Genomic DNA, 17,342 nt, shown 5'->3' with positions numbered 1-17,342 from the left:
CCCCCAAGTAGACTTGTAGAAGTTCTGCCGCGACACCCGTAGCAGAGTCAGCACGTCACTTGAAAAATGTTCTAGGAGGAACCTGTGGCAAAGGCAAAGTTCGAGCGGACTAAGCCGCACGTCAACATCGGCACCATCGGTCACGTTGACCACGGTAAGACGACGCTGACGGCCGCCATTTCCAAGGTGCTGTACGACCAGTACCCGGATCTCAACGAGCAGCGCGACTTCGCTTCCATTGACTCTGCTCCGGAAGAGCGCCAGCGCGGTATCACCATCAACATCTCCCACGTGGAGTACCAGACCGAGAAGCGTCACTACGCACACGTTGACGCCCCCGGTCACGCTGACTACATCAAGAACATGATCACCGGCGCTGCTCAGATGGACGGTGCAATCCTCGTGGTTGCCGCCACTGACGGCCCGATGGCTCAGACCCGTGAGCACGTTCTGCTCGCCCGCCAGGTTGGTGTCCCCTACCTGCTGGTCGCGCTGAACAAGTCCGACATGGTCGAGGACGAGGAACTCCTCGACCTCGTGGAGATGGAAGTTCGTGAACTTCTGTCCTCGCAGGACTTCGACGGCGACAACGCTCCCGTCATCCGCGTCTCCGGTCTGAAGGCTCTGGAAGGCGACCCCAAGTGGGTTGCTTCCGTCCAGGAGCTCATGGCCGCCGTCGACGAGTCCGTTCCGGACCCGGTTCGTGACCGTGACAAGCCGTTCCTGATGCCGATCGAGGACGTCTTCACCATCACCGGTCGTGGCACCGTGGTGACCGGCCGCGCCGAGCGTGGCACCCTCGCCATCAACTCCGAGGTCGAGATCGTCGGCATCCGCCCGGTCCAGAAGACCACGGTCACTGGTATCGAGATGTTCCACAAGCAGCTCGACGAAGCATGGGCCGGCGAGAACTGTGGTCTGCTGCTCCGTGGCCTCAAGCGCGACGATGTCGAGCGTGGCCAGGTTGTGGTGAAGCCGGGTTCCATCACCCCGCACACCAACTTCGAGGCCAACGTCTACATCCTCTCCAAGGATGAAGGCGGCCGCCACAACCCGTTCTACTCGAACTACCGCCCGCAGTTCTACTTCCGCACCACGGACGTCACCGGCGTGATCACCCTCCCCGAGGGCACCGAAATGGTCATGCCTGGCGACAACACCGAAATGAGCGTTGAGCTGATCCAGCCCATCGCCATGGAAGAGGGCCTCGGCTTCGCCATCCGTGAAGGTGGCCGCACCGTTGGTTCGGGTCGTGTGACCAAGATCATCAAGTAGTCACTGACTGATGATCGCCGGCTGATGCCGGCGTGAAGGCCCCGCTGCTTCGGCAGCGGGGCCTTTGCTGTTAATGCCCGCCGGTGGGCCAGAGTGAAGCCGGGCTGGGTTGCCACGTTCTCGGCGCAGGCGGGGAACGGCCGACGGCGCTGTTCACAGGCGCTGGAGCACGCCTGGCAGGCTTCTCCCGGCTTCTGGGTGCACTGTGTGCTGCTCGGACGCTGCTGGGCGCGCCCTTGTGGGCGGCGCGGCGTCTCGACGGGACTGCTGGAGCGCGGACACCTCCAACCGGCATCGCCCCCCGAAGGTGCGTCGAAGGCGCTGCCATAGCGCACGGGGCGGGCCCTGCGAAGGTCCGTTTGGAGGCCGATTCGCTATTCCCTTCCAGATGCGCCATACTTGAAGGGTTGTTCAAGCGCCCCTTCGTGCCCCGACCCGGATAATGCCGGGTGTCAGGGACCAGGCTGGGGACCAAACATGACCAATCCATCCACTGAGAACGGTGTGGCGCGTCCAGAATCTGGCCGACACGCCCGACCGCGTGGGTCGGTTGCTCCGGTGGGTTGAGGAACCCGGGCTCAGCTCGGATTCAGCTCATGCGGAGAGCGGTAGTCACGACTTCAAATGCCTCGGCAGCCGCACATAACAGCAAAGAGATGCGAATAGCGGTCCTGATCACTCAGGACTGAACCTAATGAAAGAGAGTCAGGCGACATGGCGGGACAGAAGATCCGCATCCGGCTGAAGTCATATGACCACGAGGTCATTGATGTTTCGGCACGGAAGATCGTTGAGACGGTCACGCGCGCAGGCGCAACGGTAGTCGGCCCGGTGCCGCTGCCCACGGAGAAGAACGTTTACTGCGTTATCCGTTCTCCCCACAAGTACAAGGACAGCCGTGAGCACTTCGAAATGCGTACTCACAAGCGTCTGATCGACATCATCGACCCCACGCCGAAGGCTGTTGACTCGCTCATGCGTCTCGACCTGCCGGCCGACGTGAACATCGAAATCAAGCTCTAGGGAGGTGCTGAGAGACTATGACCGCAACCCGCAACGTTAAGGGCCTGCTGGGCACGAAGCTCGGCATGACCCAGGTTTGGGACGAGAACAACAAGCTCATCCCCGTGACCGTCGTCCAGGCCGACTCCAACGTCGTCACCCAGCTGCGTAACGCAGACACCGACGGCTACACCGCGGTTCAGATCGGCTTCGGCCAGATCGACCCGCGCAAGGTCACCAAGCCGCTCGCCGGCCACTTCGACAAGGCCGGCGTCACCCCGCGCCGCCACGTCGTCGAACTGCGCACCGCTGACGCCGAGAGCTACGAGCTCGGCCAGCAGCTCTCCGTGGAGCTCTTCGAAGCCGGTCAGAAGATCGACGTCGTCGGCACCACCAAGGGCAAGGGCTTCGCCGGTGTCATGAAGCGTCACGGCTTCCACGGTGTCGGTGCTTCCCACGGTGCTCACAAGAACCACCGCAAGCCCGGTTCCATCGGTGGCGCATCCACCCCGAGCCGCGTCTTCAAGGGCCTGAAAATGGCCGGCCGCATGGGCAATGTCCGTCACACCACGCTGAACCTCACGGTTCACGGTGTCGACGCCGAGAAGTCGCTGCTCCTGATCAAGGGTGCCGTTCCCGGCGCCCGCGGCTCGGTCGTCCTCGTACGCACCGCCGTGAAGGGAGCCTAGTACCATGGCCAACACCATCAAGGTTGACCTGCCCGCCGAGATCTTCGACGTTCAGACCAACGTGCCGCTGCTGCACCAGGTCGTCGTCGCGCAGCTCGCTGCTGCTCGTCAGGGCACTCACAAGACCAAGTCCCGCGGCGAAGTCGCCGGTGCCGGTCGCAAGCCGTTCAAGCAGAAGGGTACCGGCCGCGCCCGTCAGGGTTCCGTCCGTGCTCCTCACATGACCGGTGGTGGCGTCGTCCACGGCCCGACCCCGCGTGACTACTCGCAGCGCACCCCCAAGAAGATGAAGGCTGCTGCTCTCCGTGGCGCCCTCTCCGACCGCGCTCGTAACGGTCGCATCCACGTGGTGGAGTCCCTGGTTTCCGGCACCACGCCGAACACCAAGGATGCACGCGCCGCGCTGAAGGCGATCTCCGACCGCAAGAACCTGCTCGTGGTGATCGACCGCGCCAACGATGTTGCAGCACTGTCCGTGCGCAACCTCGTCGAGGTTCACGTTCTGTACGTCGACCAGCTCAACACCTACGATGTGCTGATCTCCGACGACGTGATCTTCACCAAGGACGCCTTCGACGCCTTCGTTGCCGGTAAGGACAACAAGACCGTGGAGGAAGCCAAGTGAGCGCCGTCTTCAACAAGGACCCGCGTGACGTCATTCTCGCGCCCGTGGTCTCCGAAAAGAGCTACGGCCTGATCGACGAGGGTCAGTACACCTTCCTGGTGGACCCCCGCTCGAACAAGACCGAGATCAAGCTGGCCGTGGAGAAGATCTTCTCCGTGAAGGTCGACACGATCAACACCATCAACCGTGCCGGTAAGCGTAAGCGCACCAAGTTCGGATGGGGGCAGCGCAAGAGCACCAAGCGCGCGATTGTCACCCTGAAGGAAGGCACCATCGACATCTTCGGCGGTCCGCTCGCGTAGCGGAGACCACTTTAACGAGGAATAAATTATGGCAATCCGCAATTACAAGCCGACCACCCCGGGCCGTCGTGGCTCGAGCGTGGCCGACTTCAGCGAAGTAACTCGCTCGACTCCGGAAAAGTCGCTGCTGCGTCCGCTCACCAAGAGCGGTGGCCGCAACAACACCGGTCGTATCACCACCCGTCACAAGGGTGGTGGCCACAAGCGCCAGTACCGCGTGATCGACTTCCGTCGTCACGACAAGGACGGCGTGAACGCCAAGGTCGCGCACATCGAGTACGACCCCAACCGTACGGCTCGCATCGCGCTCCTGCACTACGTTGATGGCACCAAGCGTTACATCATCGCTCCCAACAAGCTCTCCCAGGGCGACGTCGTGGAGTCGGGTCCGAACGCTGACATCAAGCCTGGCAACAACCTGCCGCTGCGCAACATCCCGGTCGGTACCGTGATCCACGCAGTTGAGCTCCGCCCCGGTGGCGGCGCCAAGATGGCCCGCTCCGCCGGCGCCTCCGTGCAGCTCGTCGCCCGTGAAGGCCGTTTCGCCCAGCTGCGTCTGCCGTCCGGTGAAGTCCGCAACGTCGACGTGCGCTGCCGCGCTACCGTCGGCGAGGTCGGCAACGCCGAGCAGTCGAACATCAACTGGGGCAAGGCCGGCCGTATGCGCTGGAAGGGCGTCCGCCCGACCGTGCGTGGTGTGGCCATGAACCCGGTTGACCACCCGCATGGTGGTGGTGAAGGCAAGACTTCTGGTGGCCGTCACCCGGTCAACCCGAACGGCAAGCCTGAGGGTCGCACCCGCCGCCCCAACAAGGAAAGCGACAAGCTCATTGTGCGTCGTCGTCGTACCGGCAAGAACAAGCGATAGGAGCCTGGAAACATGCCACGCAGCCTGAAGAAAGGTCCTTTCGTTGACCAGCACCTCTTCGTGAAGGTCGCCAAGGAGAACGAAAAGGGCACCAAGAACGTCATCAAGACGTGGTCCCGTCGCTCGATGATCATCCCGGACATGCTGGGTCACACGATCGCCGTGCACGACGGACGCAAGCACGTGCCGGTTTTCATCACGGAGTCGATGGTCGGGCACAAGCTCGGCGAATTCGCCCCGACGCGGACTTTCCGCGGCCACGTGAAGGACGACCGCAAGGGCAAGCGCCGCTAGGCGCCTGACCTCGGTCTTAAGACGAGAGAAGGAAAGCAATGGAAGCCAAGGCTATTGCGCGTCACATCCGCGTAACGCCTATGAAGGCCCGGCGCGTCGTCAACCTTGTTCGTGGCAAGCAGGCGAATGAGGCTCTGGCGATCCTGAAGTTTGCTGAGCAGGCAGCTTCGGAGCCGGTCTACAAGGTAGTTCAGTCCGCCATCGCGAACGCCCGTGTCCTCGCGGACCGTGACGGCGTCGCGTTTGACGAAGGTGATCTGTACATCAGCGAGGCATTCGTTGATGAGGGTCCGACCATGAAGCGGTTCCAGCCGCGTGCCCAGGGTCGTGCCTTCCAGATCAAGAAGCGCACCAGCCACATCACCGTGGTTGTCGCTACCCCGGAGAACGAGGAGGCCCGCTAAGTGGGACAGAAAGTAAACCCGAACGGGTTCCGACTCGGCATCACCACCAATCACATCTCGCACTGGTTCGCGGACAGCAACAAGCCCGGTCAGCGCTACAAGGACTTCGTCCGTGAGGACGTCAAGATCCGCGAGCTCATGACCACCGGCATGGAGCGCGCCGGCATCGCCAAGGTCGAGATCGAGCGTACTCGTGACCGTGTGCGTGTGGACATCCACACCGCCCGTCCGGGTATCGTGATCGGCCGTCGTGGCGCCGAAGCAGACCGCATCCGCGGCGAGCTGGAGAAGCTCACGGGCAAGCAGGTTCAGCTGAACATCCTCGAGGTCAAGAACCCCGAGATCGAAGCTCAGCTGGTGGCCCAGGGCATCGCCGAGCAGCTCTCTTCCCGCGTGGCTTTCCGCCGTGCGATGAAGAAGGCCATGCAGTCCGCGCAGCGCGCCGGCGCCAAGGGCATCCGTGTCGCTTGCTCCGGTCGTCTGGGTGGCGCTGAAATGTCCCGCTCGGAGTTCTACCGCGAAGGTCGTGTGCCGCTGCACACCCTGCGCGCCAACATCGACTACGGCTTCTACGAAGCCAAGACCACCTTCGGCCGCATCGGCGTGAAGGTCTGGATCTACAAGGGCGATGTGACCGCGAAGGAGCTTGCTGCACAGCAGGCCGCAGCCCCGTCCCGTGGCCGCAACGAGCGTCCCGGCCGCCCCGGTGGCGACCGTCGTCGTCGCAACGAGCGTCCGGCCGCCGACGCAGCTCCGGCTGCCGAGGCACCGGCTGCTGAAGCAGCAGAAGGAGGACAGGCTTAAATGCTGATCCCACGTCGAGTCAAGCACCGTAAGCAGCACCACCCGGGTCGTTCCGGCGCTGCCACCGGTGGCACCGAGGTCACCTTCGGTGAGTACGGTATCCAGGCGCTGACCCCGGCCTACGTGACGAACCGCCAGATCGAATCTGCGCGTATCGCCATGACCCGTCACATCAAGCGTGGCGGTAAGGTCTGGATCAACATCTACCCGGACCGCCCCCTGACCAAGAAGCCTGCCGAAACCCGCATGGGTTCCGGTAAGGGTTCCCCCGAGTGGTGGGTGGCCAACGTCAAGCCGGGACGGGTTCTCTTCGAACTCTCCGGTGTGAATGAAGAAGTGGCCCGCGAGGCACTGCGCCTGGCAATCCACAAGCTCCCGTTGAAGGCACGCATTGTGCGTCGCGAAGGTGGTGAATAGAAATGGCAGTTGGATCCAAGGATCTGGCCCCGGCACAGCTTGACGGTTTCGACAGCGAGCGTCTGGTTGCTGAACTCCGTAAGGCCAAGGAAGAGCTGTTCAACCTGCGTTTCCAGTCCGCCACTGGTCAGCTGGAGAGCCATGGCCGACTCAAGTCCGTGAAGCGCGACATCGCTCGCATCTACACGGTCCTGCGTGAGCGCGAGCTGGGCATTCGCCCGGAGCCCGCTCCGGTGGTCGAGGCCAAGGAAGAGAAGAAGGCCAAGAAGTCTTCCAAGAAGGCCGAGGCCGTTGAGGCCGCAGCTACCGAGGAGGACGCCAAGTGAGTGAAAAGGATCAGAACGTGACGGAAACTGCTGCGCAGCAGCGCGGTTACCGCAAGACGCGTCGCGGCTACGTGGTCTCCGACAAGATGGAGAAGACCATCGTCGTCGAGGTCGAGGACCGTGTGAAGCACGCTCTGTACGGTAAGGTCATCCGTCGTACGTCCAAGATCAAGGCTCACGACGAAGAGAACACCGCCGGCATCGGCGACCTGGTTCTCCTCGCCGAGACCCGCCCGCTCTCCGCCACCAAGCGCTGGCGTCTGGTGGAGGTCATCGAGCGCGCCAAGTAAAACCGGCCGCTTGATCGCTCCACTGAGCAACGAGAAGACCCCCGTTCCCTTCTGGGAGCGGGGGTCTTCCGCATTCCCCGGTCCCGGCATCGGCTGAGTGCAGCGCGCGGACGGCGAGACGACGACGGCGGTCTGGCTGCGCGGCGTCGTGCGTCCACCGGGCGCCGGGCCAGGATGTCCGAGGCGGCGGGTATTCTGTCCTCAGTGCGCGGGGGAGCGCTCCGCCGATGATCCTGAGGTGACTCATGCCTGCTGACCTTGCCCGCCATGCCGCCGATTCGCACGGCCTGATCAAAGTGCGCGGGGCGCGCGAGAACAACCTTCAGGACGTCTCGCTGGATCTGCCCAAGCGCCGCATCACGGTGTTCACCGGAGTGTCCGGCTCGGGCAAGAGCTCGCTGGTCTTCGGAACCATCGCCGCGGAGTCTCAGCGGCTCATCAACGAGACCTACACGACCTTCGTGCAGTCGTTCATGCCGAGCCTGCCGCGTCCTGACGTGGACGAGCTGGAGAACCTCTCCGCGGCGATCGTGGTGAACCAGGAGCGGATGGGGAGCAACTCGCGGTCCACCCTGGGCACCGTCACCGACGCCCATGCCCTGCTGCGGATCATCTTCTCCCGCGTGGGGATGCCGAGCGCTGGTCACGCCGGGAAGTACTCGTTCAACCTGGCCGAAGGGATGTGCCCTGAGTGTGAGGGCGCGGGGGAGATCTCCGCGCTGGACGTGGACGTGCTCCTTGACCGGAACCTGTCCCTGTCCCAGGGGGCCATCAAAGTGCCGGGCTTCACGGTGGACGGCTGGCTGATCAAGGTGCTCCTCGGCACGGGACGGTTCGATCCGGAGCTGCCGGTCAAGGACTACGACCCGGAGACGCTCGACTTCCTGCTGCGTTCGCCGGCCGTCAAGGTCAAGATGGACAACGTCAACATGACGTTCCTCGGGCTGGAGACCCGGATCCGGCAGAGCTACCTGGCCGGTGGCAAGGAACCCAAGCAGGCGCATATCAAGGCCTTCCTGGAACGGGCCGCCACCTTCGCCGAGTGCCCGCTGTGCCACGGTGGCCGCCTGAACCAGGAGGCCCTGGCCAGCAGGATCGACGGACGGAACATCGCGGAGTGCGCTCAGATCCAGGTCACGGATCTGATCGAGTTCCTGCGGAGCGTCGACGAGCCCTCCGTGGCGCCGGTGATCTCGAACCTGCTCGGCACCCTGCAGGCCCTGGTCGACATCGGTCTCGGATACCTCAGCCTGGACCGGGCTTCCTCCACCCTGTCCGGGGGAGAGGCCCAGCGGGTGAAGATGGTCCGTCACCTCGGGTCTCCGCTCTCCGACGTCACCTATGTCTTCGATGAGCCGACCGTGGGCCTCCACCCGCATGACATCGCCCGGATGAACGACCTGCTGCGAAGCCTGCGGGACAAGGGCAACACGATCCTGGTGGTCGAGCACAAGCCGGAGGTCATGGCGATCGCCGACCACATCGTCGACATCGGCCCAAAGGCCGGCATCCACGGCGGAGAGATCGTCTTCCAGGGCACCTTCGAGGACCTGTCCTCCGCTCAGACCCTCACCGGACAGCACGTCGGCTCGCGGGTCCCCTTCAAGGAGTCCGTGCGGACCGCGACCGGAGCCTTGGAGATTCGCGGTGCGAACACGCACAATCTGCGGGACGTGGATGTGGACGTGCCCACCGGGGTGCTGTGCGCCGTCACGGGCGTGGCCGGTTCGGGGAAGAGCTCGCTCATCCACGGGGCGCTCGGCAAGCGGGACGGTGTGCATGTGGTGGATCAGTCCGCCATCCGCGGTTCGCGCCGTTCCAATCCCGCCACCTACACCGGGGCGCTGGACCACATCCGCGCAGCCTTCGCCAAGGCCACCGGCACCAAACCGGCCTTGTTCTCCGCCAACTCCGAAGGGGCCTGCCCCACCTGCAAGGGGGCGGGGGAGACGTTCACCGAGATCCCCGGCATGGCGCCGGTGGGAACGCTGTGCGAGGACTGCGGCGGCAAGTGCTTCACGGACGAGGTCCTGGAGTACCGCCTGGGCGGGCTCAACATCTACGAAGTGATGCGCCTGAGCGTCGAAGAAGCTCTGGACCAGCTCGCGGTGCCGAGGGCCCGGCCCATCCTGGAGAGGCTGGCCCGCGTCGGCCTGGGATACATCACCCTGGGCCAGTCGCTCTCCACCCTGTCCGGCGGGGAGCGGCAGCGGATCAAGCTCGCCACGCACATGGGCAGCGACGCCGGGGTGTTCATCCTGGATGAGCCGACCACCGGACTGCACCTCGCCGACGTCGAGAACCTGCTCGGTTTGCTCGATCAGCTGGTGGACGAAGGCAACACCGTGGTGGTGATCGAGCATCATCTCGGCGTGGTCGCCCATGCGGACTGGGTGATCGACATGGGTCCGGGAGCCGGCCACGACGGCGGCACCGTGGTCTTCGAGGGCACCCCCGAGGCGCTGGCGGACTCGGACAGCCTGACCGGCCGCTACCTCAAGGCGTACGTGTCCTGAAACACCCCGGGATCCCGGCATTCACGCGGGATCCCGGTTCGTGGAGCGAGCCTTCGCTGTGCTAGGATATTGAGCTTGTATGGGTGCGTCATGCGCCCGAACAGATCCTCGTAAACCATCGTGCCAGTGCATACTGCCTCAGGGCCGGTCCCCGGCCAGGGGGCCCAGATGCGTCTGGAACGAGGGTTTAACCCTGTGCTGGCAAAATCCAGGCAGGGCAGAGACACCCCAACAACCGTTCCGCAAGGCTCGCACTGTAGGCAGTATTTCAGCGTGAGAACCGGCGCGACGCAAGGAGTAAACATTGATTCAGCAGGAGTCGCGGCTTAAGGTCGCCGACAACACGGGTGCCAAGGAAATCTTGACCATCCGCGTTCTCGGTGGATCCGGTCGCCGCTACGCAGGCATCGGCGACGTCATCGTCGCCACCGTCAAGGACGCTATCCCTGGCGGAAACGTGAAGAAGGGCGACGTCGTCAAGGCTGTCGTCGTCCGCACCCGTAAGGAGCGCCGTCGTCCGGACGGTTCCTACATCAAGTTCGATGAGAACGCAGCCGTGATCCTGAAGAACACGGACGGGGAGCCCCGCGGCACCCGTATCTTCGGCCCGGTTGGCCGCGAGCTTCGCGACAAGAAGTTCATGAAGATCGTCTCGCTGGCCCCGGAGGTGCTGTAACTATGGGTGCAAAGATCAAGAAGGGCGATCTCGTCCAGGTCATCACCGGCGCTCGTCAGTCCCGTGGTGGAGACCGTGGCAAGCAGGGCAAGGTCCTGCGTGTGTTCCCGGAATCCAACCGCGTTCTGGTTGAGGGCATCAACCGTGTCACCAAGCACGTGAAGGCCGGCCAGACCCAGCGCGGCACCAACACCGGTGGCATCGAGGTCGTCGAGGCCCCGATCCACCTGTCGAACGTCGCTCTGGTGGATCCGTCCACCAAGAAGCCGACCCGCGTCGGTTTCCGTGTCGAGAAGGTTGAGCGCGACGGTGTGGAGCGCGAAGTGCGTATCCGCGTCGCCAAGGCCTCCGGGAAGGACATCTAATGACTGAGACCCTCGAGACCCCGGTGAAGATCGTCCCGCGTCTGAAGACCAAGTACGCCGAGAACATCAAGCAGTCCCTGCAGGATGAGTTCGAGTACGAGAACGTCAACCAGGTTCCGCGCCTTGTGAAGGTCGTCGTGAACATGGGTGTCGGTGACGCCGCCAAGGATTCCAAGCTGATCGACGGCGCCGTCCGCGACCTGACCGCGATCACCGGTCAGAAGCCCCAGGTCACCAAGGCCCGCAAGTCCATCGCCCAGTTCAAGCTGCGTGAGGGTATGCCGATCGGCGCCCACGCGACGCTGCGTGGCGACCGCATGTGGGAATTCCTGGATCGTCTGGTCACCCTCGCACTGCCCCGTATCCGCGACTTCCGCGGCCTGAACGGCAAGCAGTTCGACGGTAACGGCAACTACACCTTCGGTCTCACGGAGCAGGTCATGTTCCACGAGATCGACCAGGACGCCATCGACCGCGTCCGTGGTATGGACATCACGGTTGTCACCACCGCGAAGACCGACGAGGAAGGCCGCGCGCTGCTCAAGCACCTCGGCTTCCCGTTCAAGACCGAAGACTAATCCAACTACGTAAAAGGTCCACTGGCTCCGCCCGTGGAAACCGGTACGAGGAAGGGCATGAGCCCTCATGACCATGACTGATCCCGTCGCAGACATGCTGACCCGTCTGCGCAATGCAAACTCGGCGTACCACGACACCGTGTCGATGCCGTACTCCAAGCTGAAGGCCCGCGTCGCCGACATCCTGAAGGCCGAGGGTTACATCTCGGACTGGAAGGAAGAAGAGGCACGCGTCGGCAAGACGCTGACCATCACCCTTAAGTTCGGTCCGAGCCGCGAGCGTTCCATCGCTGGCGTCCGCCGTATCTCCAAGCCCGGTCTGCGCGTTTACGCGAAGTCCACCAACCTGCCGCACGTGCTGGGTGGCCTGGGTATCGCTATCCTGTCCACCTCTTCCGGCCTCCTGACTGACAAGCAGGCCGGCAAGAAGGGCGTGGGCGGCGAAGTCCTCGCGTACGTCTGGTAACGGGAAAGGAAGAGAAGAATGTCGCGTATTGGACGTCTCCCCATCACCGTTCCGGCTGGCGTTGAGGTCAAGATCGATGGAGCCGTTGTCACCGTCAAGGGTGCCAAGGGCGAACTGAGCCACACCGTGGCCAGCCCCATCGAGGTGGCCCTGGAAGAGGGCACGATCTCCGTGTCCCGCCCGAACGACGAGCGCACTGCTCGCTCGCTGCACGGCCTGACCCGTACCCTGATCGCCAACATGATCGACGGCGTGACCAAGGGCTACGAGAAGAAGCTGGAAATCGTCGGCACGGGTTACCGTGTGCAGGCCAAGGGTTCTGACCTGGAGTTCGCTCTGGGCTACAGCCACCCGGTCAGCGTCGTCGCTCCCGCCGGCATCACGTTTGCCGTTGAAGGCCCGACCAAGCTCTCTGTTGCTGGCATTGACAAGCAGCAGGTCGGCGAAGTCGCTGCCAACATCCGCAAGCTGCGCAAGCCCGACCCCTACAAGGGCAAGGGCATCCGTTACGCCGGCGAAATCATCCGCCGCAAGGTCGGAAAGGCTGGTAAGTAACCATGGCCATCAGCATTAACAAGAAGCGCAACAGCAAGAACAAGACCTCGGCCCGTAGCCGTCGTCAGCTGCGTATCCGCAAGCGCATCTCCGGTACCCCGGCTCGTCCGCGCCTCATCGTCAACCGTTCGGCCCGTCACATCTTCGTGCAGGTCGTGGATGACACCGTGGCAAAGACCCTCGCCTCGGCCTCCACCATGGAAGCCGATCTGCGTGCGTTCGAAGGTGACAAGACCGCCAAGGCCAAGCGCGTTGGTGAACTGGTCGCCGAGCGTGCCAAGGCAGCCGGTGTTGAGGCCGTGGTCTTCGACCGCGGTGGCAACAAGTACCACGGCCGCATCGCCGCCGTCGCTGACGGTGCTCGCGAAGGTGGTCTGGCGCTGTGACCGAAGTGAACAACGAAAAGGAAACCCAGGTGACTGAAGCTGCAGCCGCTGTTGCAACTGAAACCACTGAGGCTGCCAACAACGACAACCGCCGTGGCGGCCGTCGTGGTGAGCGCGGCGAACGTGGTGGCCGTGGCGAGCGTGGCGGCCGTGGCCGTGACGCCCGCGAGGCCGAGAAGAGCCAGTTCGTTGAGCGTGTTGTAACCATCAACCGTGTCGCCAAGGTGGTCAAGGGTGGCCGCCGCTTCAGCTTCACCGCCCTCGTGGTGGTCGGCGATGGCAACGGCATGGTCGGTGTCGGTTACGGCAAGGCTCGCGAAGTCCCCGCCGCCATCGCGAAGGGTGTTGAAGAGGCCAAGAAGTCCTTCTTCCGCGTCCCCCGCGTCGGCAGCACCATCCCGCACCGCGTCCAGGGCGAAGCCGCCGCTGGTGTCGTGATGCTCCGTCCGGCTTCCCCGGGTACCGGCGTTATCGCCGGTGGCCCGGTCCGCGCCGTGCTGGAGTGCGTCGGCATCCACGACGTGCTGTCCAAGTCGCTGGGCTCCTCCAACGCCATCAACATCGTTCACGCGACCGTTGAGGCTCTGCGTCAGCTCGAGGAGCCGGCAGCTGTTGCCGCTCGTCGTGGCCTGCCGCTGGACGAGGTTGCTCCCGCAGCTCTGGTGCGTGCTCTGAACAACCAGAAGGCAGGTGCCTGAGCCATGGCAAAGAACCTGACTCCGTCCGACGCTCAGTTGGAAATCACCCAGATCAAGGGCGTCATCGGCGCCAAGCAGAACCAGCGTGACACGCTCCGGTCTCTCGGTCTCAAGCGCATCGGCCACTCCGTGGTCCGTTCCGCCGACGCCGTGACCGTGGGCATGCTCAACACGGTTCCGCACCTCGTAGAGGTCAAGGAGGCGAAGTAATGGCTGAGAAGAAGACTGCTGAGCCTGCAGCGACCGAAGAGAAGCAGCACGCTCTGAAGATCCACCACCTGCGTCCCGCCGCTGGCGCCAAGACCGCGAAGACCCGTGTGGGCCGTGGTGAAGGCTCCAAGGGTAAGACCGCCGGTCGTGGTACCAAGGGCACCAAGGCGCGCTACCAGGTCAAGGCCGGCTTCGCCGGTGGCCAGCTGCCGCTGCACATGCGCCTGCCGAAGCTTCGCGGCTTCAAGAACCCGTTCCGTGTCGAGTTCCAGGTGGTCAACCTTGACCGTCTCTCCGAGCTCTTCCCGGAGGGTGGCACCGTGACGGTGGCCGACCTGGTCGCCAAGGGTGCGGTTCGCAAGAACCAGCCCGTCAAGGTGCTCGGCTCTGGTGACATCACCGTCAAGGTCGATGTGACCGTGGATGCCTTCTCCGCCAGCGCGGCTGAGAAGATCCAGGCCGCCGGTGGTTCCGTCACCGCTCTCTGAGAGCCGGACCCGCTGAACGCGATCTGAGAACTCCCGGCACCCGGACAGCTGTCCGGGTGCCGGGAGTTCCTGCATTCGCGACGAATTACGGGGCTGACCGACACAACGGTTAGACTCTGATGTCGGGTTCAACCAGGAACCCACTCTCCTTTACCTCACAGATCCCTCAGGAGGACGCTTGCTCAGCGCATTCGGCCGTGCCTTCAGGACCCCTGACTTGCGACGCAAGTTGCTGTTCACTCTTGGCATCGTCACGATCTTCCGGCTCGGCGCGTTCATCCCGGCACCGGGTGTGAGCTATAACAACGTTCAGCAGTGTCTCCAGCTGACGCAGGGCAACAGCAGCCTGCAGCAGATGGTGAACATGTTCTCGGGTGGCGCCCTGCTTCAGGTCTCCATCTTCGCGCTGGGCATCATGCCGTACATCACCGCCAGCATCATCGTTCAGCTGCTGCGCGTCGTGATCCCCCGGTTCCAGGAACTGTATGAGGAAGGCGCCTCCGGGCAGACCAAGCTCACGCAGTACACGCGGTATCTGACCATCGCGCTGGGCCTCCTGAACGCCACCACGCTGGTGTCCCTGGCCCGCTCCGGTCAGCTGTTCCAGGGCTGTGCCCTGCCGCTGATCCCGGACAACAGCATCATCACGACGATCCTGCTGATCATCACCCTGACCGCAGGCACCGGCCTCATCATGTGGATGGGCGAGCTCGTGACGGAAAAGGGCATCGGCAACGGCATGTCCCTGCTGATCTTCACCTCCATCGCCGCCGGCTTCGTGCCCGCCATGAACGGCATCATCGGCGCCAAGGGCTGGGGCACGTTCATCGCAGTCCTGCTGGTCGGCCTCCTGACGGTGGCCCTCGTGGTCTTCGTCGAGCAGTCCCAGCGGCGCATCCCGGTGCAGTACGCCAAGCGCATGGTCGGTCGCCGTACTGTCGGTGGCACCACCACCTACATCCCGATCAAGGTCAACATGGCCGGCGTGATCCCCGTGATCTTCGCGTCGTCCATCCTGTACCTGCCGGCGCTGATCGCGCAGTTCAACACCCCGACGGACGGGCGCCCCGTGCCGGACTGGGTCGTGTGGATCAACAACAACCTCACCAAGGGCGATCACCCGTTCTACATGGCGGTGTACTTCCTGCTGATCATCTTCTTCACCTACTTCTACGTCTCGATCACCTTCAACCCTGAAGAGGTCTCGGACAACATGAAGAAGTACGGTGGCTTCATTCCCGGGATCCGGGCAGGCCGTCCCACTGCTGAGTACCTGCAGTACGTGCTGTCCCGGATCACCCTGCCAGGTGCGCTGTACCTCGGCATTGTTGCGCTCATCCCGCTGGTGGCCCTGGTCCTGGTCCAGGCCAACCAGAACTTCCCCTTCGGCGGCACCTCGATCCTCATCATGGTCGGTGTCGGGCTGGAGACGGTGAAGCAGATCGACGCGCAGCTTCAACAACGGCACTACGAAGGGCTCTTGCGATGACAAGAATGCTGATTATCGGTCCTCCCGGCTCCGGCAAGGGAACGCAGGCCGAGCGGATCTCCGATCGTCTCGGTGTGGTGGCCATCTCCACCGGCGACATCTTCCGCGCCAACGTCAAGGGCGAGACCCCGCTGGGCCTGGAAGCCAAGAAGTACATGGATGCCGGGGACTTCGTCCCGGACTCGGTCACGAATCGCATGGTCCGTGACCGGCTCGGCCAGGACGACGTGGCGGAGGGCTTCCTGCTCGATGGCTACCCGCGCACCGTGGCGCAGGTGGACGAGCTGGACCAGATCCTCTCCGAATCCGGCACCCGCCTGGACGTGGTGCTCCAGCTGACCGCGGACGATGAGGAACTCGTCACCCGTCTGCTCGGCAGGGCGCTGGAGACCGGCCGCAGCGATGACAACGAGACCGTCATCCGCCACCGGCTGGATCTCTACCACGAGCAGACCGAAGCCGTGGTGGGCAAGTACGCCGAGCGCGGGATCCTCCGCCGCGTGGATGGCATCGGAGCCATCGACGAGGTCACGGACCGCGTGATGGCCGCCATCGCCGAGGCTGTGGCGGACGAAGCCGCCAGCGCCTAGAAATCCCTGTCATGCCCCCGGAGACACTCCGGGGGCATGGTTTTTCCCCGTCGGCCTCGACCGGCCGCCCCGACGCCAGTAACCCAGAAGGCCGCGTGACGCGCGGCCGGAACCGAAGGAAGACCTGTGGCATTCCACTCTCCGCGGATCGAATACAAGACCAACGCCCAGATGCGCATCATGCAGGAGGCCGGCGAGCTTCTCAGCCGTGCCCTGGACGCGGCCGTGGCCGCGGTCGCACCGGGTGTCACGACCGATGAGCTGGATGCCGTCTTCGCCGCAGTGGTGGACGAGGCGGGCGCGCAGTACAACTTCCTGGGCTACCACGGCTACCCCAAGCACATCTGCGCTTCGGTCAACGACGAGGTGGTCCACGGTATCCCCGGCCCTCGCGCTCTGGAGCCGGGTGACGTGGTGAAGATCGACGGCGGCTGCATCGTGCGCGGCTGGAACGCCGACTCCGCGCGCACCGTGATCGTGGGCGAGGGGGATCCGGAGGACGAGCGCCTCTCCGAGGTCACCCGTATGGCGATGTGGCACGGGATCGCGGCCCTGGCCACCGCCAAGTACGTGGGGGACATCGGCGACGCCATCGACGACTACGTGTCTGCCCAGAAGGGCAAGCCGCTCGGCATCCTCGAGGACTACTGCGGGCATGGCATCGGCTCGCAGATGCACATGGCGCCCGACGTCCTGAACTACCGCAGCAAGCACCGTGGGCCGAAGGTCAAGCCGGGCATGTGCTTCGCGATCGAACCGATGCTGGTCCGCGGTGGTCTCGAAACCGCCGTGCTGGAGGACGACTGGACCGTCGTCACCACCGACGGATCCCGCGCTTCGCAGTGGGAGCACTCGGTGGCCGTTCACCGCGAGGGCATCTGGGTTCTCACGGCGCCCGACGGCGGCGCGTCCGAGCTGTCCAAGCTGGGCGTGACCGTGGTGCCGATCCCGGCGTGAGCCAGGCCCGTCGTCGCGCGTGAACGGGCGACGGCGACGGCGTGACAGCCTGCGCAGAGGCCCCTGACCGTG

At 64.1% G+C, this 17,342-nt stretch carries 25 protein-coding genes; all 25 read left to right on the top strand.

Features of this window, described 5'->3' with window-relative positions; genetic code table 11:
• Positions 1 to 84 precede the first annotated feature (84 nt).
• Positions 85 to 1,275 carry an elongation factor Tu gene (gene tuf / locus QFZ52_RS11755; RefSeq protein WP_066211563.1) on the top strand — a complete coding sequence of 397 codons (1,191 nt, stop codon included), beginning with the start codon at positions 85 to 87 and terminating at the stop codon, positions 1,273 to 1,275.
• A gap of 714 nt (positions 1,276 to 1,989) precedes the next feature.
• Positions 1,990 to 2,298, top strand: a complete 309-nt coding sequence (rpsJ, locus tag QFZ52_RS11750) for a 30S ribosomal protein S10 (RefSeq protein ID WP_003803825.1) — start codon at positions 1,990 to 1,992, stop codon at positions 2,296 to 2,298.
• A gap of 17 nt (positions 2,299 to 2,315) precedes the next feature.
• The gene (gene rplC, locus QFZ52_RS11745) at positions 2,316 to 2,966 is read left to right on the top strand and encodes a 50S ribosomal protein L3 (RefSeq protein ID WP_307497775.1); all 651 of its coding nucleotides are present in this window, start codon (positions 2,316 to 2,318) and stop codon (positions 2,964 to 2,966) included.
• Between the two features lie 4 nt (positions 2,967 to 2,970).
• On the top strand, positions 2,971 to 3,591 hold the full coding sequence (gene rplD, locus QFZ52_RS11740) for a 50S ribosomal protein L4 (RefSeq protein WP_307497774.1): 621 nt from the start codon (positions 2,971 to 2,973) through the stop codon (positions 3,589 to 3,591).
• Positions 3,588 to 3,893, top strand: coding sequence for a 50S ribosomal protein L23 (gene rplW, locus QFZ52_RS11735; protein WP_066211554.1), 306 nt, complete (start codon positions 3,588 to 3,590; stop codon positions 3,891 to 3,893). The genes rplD and rplW overlap by 4 nt, the downstream gene beginning before the upstream one ends.
• 28 nt (positions 3,894 to 3,921) lie before the next feature.
• Entirely contained in the window at positions 3,922 to 4,761 is an 840-nt protein-coding gene (gene rplB / locus QFZ52_RS11730; protein WP_307497773.1) for a 50S ribosomal protein L2, read from the top strand.
• 12 nt (positions 4,762 to 4,773) lie between these two features.
• Positions 4,774 to 5,055, top strand: a complete 282-nt coding sequence (gene rpsS, locus QFZ52_RS11725) for a 30S ribosomal protein S19 (RefSeq protein ID WP_066211549.1) — start codon at positions 4,774 to 4,776, stop codon at positions 5,053 to 5,055.
• A gap of 38 nt (positions 5,056 to 5,093) precedes the next feature.
• Complete coding sequence (gene rplV, locus QFZ52_RS11720; protein ID WP_066211546.1) at positions 5,094 to 5,459, top strand: 50S ribosomal protein L22; 366 nt, start codon at positions 5,094 to 5,096, stop codon at positions 5,457 to 5,459.
• On the top strand, positions 5,460 to 6,263 hold the full coding sequence (rpsC, locus tag QFZ52_RS11715) for a 30S ribosomal protein S3 (protein WP_066211544.1): 804 nt from the start codon (positions 5,460 to 5,462) through the stop codon (positions 6,261 to 6,263).
• Positions 6,264 to 6,680: a 50S ribosomal protein L16 gene (gene rplP, locus QFZ52_RS11710; protein ID WP_307497772.1), complete on the top strand. Its 417-nt coding sequence runs from the start codon at positions 6,264 to 6,266 to the stop codon at positions 6,678 to 6,680.
• A gap of 2 nt (positions 6,681 to 6,682) precedes the next feature.
• On the top strand, positions 6,683 to 7,006 hold the full coding sequence (gene rpmC, locus QFZ52_RS11705) for a 50S ribosomal protein L29 (RefSeq protein WP_307497771.1): 324 nt from the start codon (positions 6,683 to 6,685) through the stop codon (positions 7,004 to 7,006).
• The gene (gene rpsQ, locus QFZ52_RS11700) at positions 7,003 to 7,296 is read left to right on the top strand and encodes a 30S ribosomal protein S17 (RefSeq protein WP_066211537.1); all 294 of its coding nucleotides are present in this window, start codon (positions 7,003 to 7,005) and stop codon (positions 7,294 to 7,296) included. Before rpmC ends, rpsQ begins: the two co-directional genes overlap by 4 nt.
• Before the next feature lie 245 nt (positions 7,297 to 7,541).
• Positions 7,542 to 9,812: an excinuclease ABC subunit UvrA gene (locus QFZ52_RS11695; RefSeq protein ID WP_307497770.1), complete on the top strand. Its 2,271-nt coding sequence runs from the start codon at positions 7,542 to 7,544 to the stop codon at positions 9,810 to 9,812.
• Between the two features lie 304 nt (positions 9,813 to 10,116).
• The gene (gene rplN, locus QFZ52_RS11690) at positions 10,117 to 10,488 is read left to right on the top strand and encodes a 50S ribosomal protein L14 (protein ID WP_066211533.1); all 372 of its coding nucleotides are present in this window, start codon (positions 10,117 to 10,119) and stop codon (positions 10,486 to 10,488) included.
• Positions 10,489 to 10,490: 2 nt separating this feature from the next.
• A complete protein-coding gene (gene rplX, locus QFZ52_RS11685; protein WP_066211529.1) occupies positions 10,491 to 10,853 on the top strand; it encodes a 50S ribosomal protein L24 in 363 nt (120 codons plus the stop codon).
• Complete coding sequence (gene rplE, locus QFZ52_RS11680; protein WP_066211524.1) at positions 10,853 to 11,431, top strand: 50S ribosomal protein L5; 579 nt, start codon at positions 10,853 to 10,855, stop codon at positions 11,429 to 11,431. The genes rplX and rplE overlap by 1 nt, the downstream gene beginning before the upstream one ends.
• Positions 11,432 to 11,498: 67 nt before the next feature.
• A complete protein-coding gene (gene rpsH / locus QFZ52_RS11675; protein WP_066211521.1) occupies positions 11,499 to 11,897 on the top strand; it encodes a 30S ribosomal protein S8 in 399 nt (132 codons plus the stop codon).
• A gap of 18 nt (positions 11,898 to 11,915) precedes the next feature.
• Positions 11,916 to 12,452 (top strand): 50S ribosomal protein L6, encoded by a 537-nt coding sequence (rplF, locus tag QFZ52_RS11670; protein ID WP_278267073.1) that lies wholly within the window; start codon positions 11,916 to 11,918, stop codon positions 12,450 to 12,452.
• Positions 12,453 to 12,454: 2 nt separating this feature from the next.
• The gene (gene rplR, locus QFZ52_RS11665) at positions 12,455 to 12,838 is read left to right on the top strand and encodes a 50S ribosomal protein L18 (RefSeq protein WP_066211516.1); all 384 of its coding nucleotides are present in this window, start codon (positions 12,455 to 12,457) and stop codon (positions 12,836 to 12,838) included.
• A 29-nt stretch (positions 12,839 to 12,867) separates the two neighbouring features.
• A complete protein-coding gene (rpsE, locus tag QFZ52_RS11660) occupies positions 12,868 to 13,536 on the top strand; it encodes a 30S ribosomal protein S5 (protein WP_174521246.1) in 669 nt (222 codons plus the stop codon).
• Positions 13,537 to 13,539: 3 nt separating this feature from the next.
• Entirely contained in the window at positions 13,540 to 13,746 is a 207-nt protein-coding gene (gene rpmD, locus QFZ52_RS11655) for a 50S ribosomal protein L30 (RefSeq protein WP_066211508.1), read from the top strand.
• Positions 13,746 to 14,234 (top strand): 50S ribosomal protein L15, encoded by a 489-nt coding sequence (rplO, locus tag QFZ52_RS11650; RefSeq protein ID WP_066211506.1) that lies wholly within the window; start codon positions 13,746 to 13,748, stop codon positions 14,232 to 14,234. Before rpmD ends, rplO begins: the two co-directional genes overlap by 1 nt.
• Before the next feature lie 178 nt (positions 14,235 to 14,412).
• On the top strand, positions 14,413 to 15,723 hold the full coding sequence (gene secY, locus QFZ52_RS11645) for a preprotein translocase subunit SecY (RefSeq protein ID WP_066211503.1): 1,311 nt from the start codon (positions 14,413 to 14,415) through the stop codon (positions 15,721 to 15,723).
• Complete coding sequence (locus QFZ52_RS11640; RefSeq protein ID WP_066211500.1) at positions 15,720 to 16,313, top strand: adenylate kinase; 594 nt, start codon at positions 15,720 to 15,722, stop codon at positions 16,311 to 16,313. The genes secY and QFZ52_RS11640 overlap by 4 nt, the downstream gene beginning before the upstream one ends.
• Positions 16,314 to 16,439: 126 nt before the next feature.
• Positions 16,440 to 17,270, top strand: a complete 831-nt coding sequence (map, locus tag QFZ52_RS11635) for a type I methionyl aminopeptidase (RefSeq protein WP_307497768.1) — start codon at positions 16,440 to 16,442, stop codon at positions 17,268 to 17,270.
• Positions 17,271 to 17,342 lie beyond the last annotated feature (72 nt).

Source organism: Arthrobacter woluwensis, assembly GCF_030816155.1.
GTDB lineage: Bacteria > Actinomycetota > Actinomycetes > Actinomycetales > Micrococcaceae > Arthrobacter_E > Arthrobacter_E woluwensis_A.
The sequence above is the reverse complement of the archived record's forward strand: the minus strand, read 5'-3'. Positions and strand labels throughout refer to the sequence as shown.

Excerpts from the sequence above, each read along its gene's own strand:
- rpsJ (WP_003803825.1), top strand. The coding sequence starts at position 1,990 with ATGGCGGGACAGAAGATCCGCATCCGGCTGAAGTCATATGACCACGAG.
- rpmD (WP_066211508.1), top strand. The coding sequence starts at position 13,540 with ATGGCAAAGAACCTGACTCCGTCCGACGCTCAGTTGGAAATCACCCAG.
- rpsS (WP_066211549.1), top strand. The coding sequence starts at position 4,774 with ATGCCACGCAGCCTGAAGAAAGGTCCTTTCGTTGACCAGCACCTCTTC.
- rplF (WP_278267073.1), top strand. The coding sequence starts at position 11,916 with ATGTCGCGTATTGGACGTCTCCCCATCACCGTTCCGGCTGGCGTTGAG.
- rplD (WP_307497774.1), top strand. The coding sequence starts at position 2,971 with ATGGCCAACACCATCAAGGTTGACCTGCCCGCCGAGATCTTCGACGTT.
- rplC (WP_307497775.1), top strand. The coding sequence starts at position 2,316 with ATGACCGCAACCCGCAACGTTAAGGGCCTGCTGGGCACGAAGCTCGGC.
- rplR (WP_066211516.1), top strand. The coding sequence starts at position 12,455 with ATGGCCATCAGCATTAACAAGAAGCGCAACAGCAAGAACAAGACCTCG.
- rplV (WP_066211546.1), top strand. The coding sequence starts at position 5,094 with ATGGAAGCCAAGGCTATTGCGCGTCACATCCGCGTAACGCCTATGAAG.
- rplE (WP_066211524.1), top strand. The coding sequence starts at position 10,853 with ATGACTGAGACCCTCGAGACCCCGGTGAAGATCGTCCCGCGTCTGAAG.
- rplP (WP_307497772.1), top strand. The coding sequence starts at position 6,264 with ATGCTGATCCCACGTCGAGTCAAGCACCGTAAGCAGCACCACCCGGGT.
- rplB (WP_307497773.1), top strand. The coding sequence starts at position 3,922 with ATGGCAATCCGCAATTACAAGCCGACCACCCCGGGCCGTCGTGGCTCG.
- QFZ52_RS11695 (WP_307497770.1), top strand. The coding sequence starts at position 7,542 with ATGCCTGCTGACCTTGCCCGCCATGCCGCCGATTCGCACGGCCTGATC.
- rplX (WP_066211529.1), top strand. The coding sequence starts at position 10,491 with ATGGGTGCAAAGATCAAGAAGGGCGATCTCGTCCAGGTCATCACCGGC.
- QFZ52_RS11640 (WP_066211500.1), top strand. The coding sequence starts at position 15,720 with ATGACAAGAATGCTGATTATCGGTCCTCCCGGCTCCGGCAAGGGAACG.
- rpmC (WP_307497771.1), top strand. The coding sequence starts at position 6,683 with ATGGCAGTTGGATCCAAGGATCTGGCCCCGGCACAGCTTGACGGTTTC.
- rplO (WP_066211506.1), top strand. The coding sequence starts at position 13,746 with ATGGCTGAGAAGAAGACTGCTGAGCCTGCAGCGACCGAAGAGAAGCAG.
- rpsH (WP_066211521.1), top strand. The coding sequence starts at position 11,499 with ATGACCATGACTGATCCCGTCGCAGACATGCTGACCCGTCTGCGCAAT.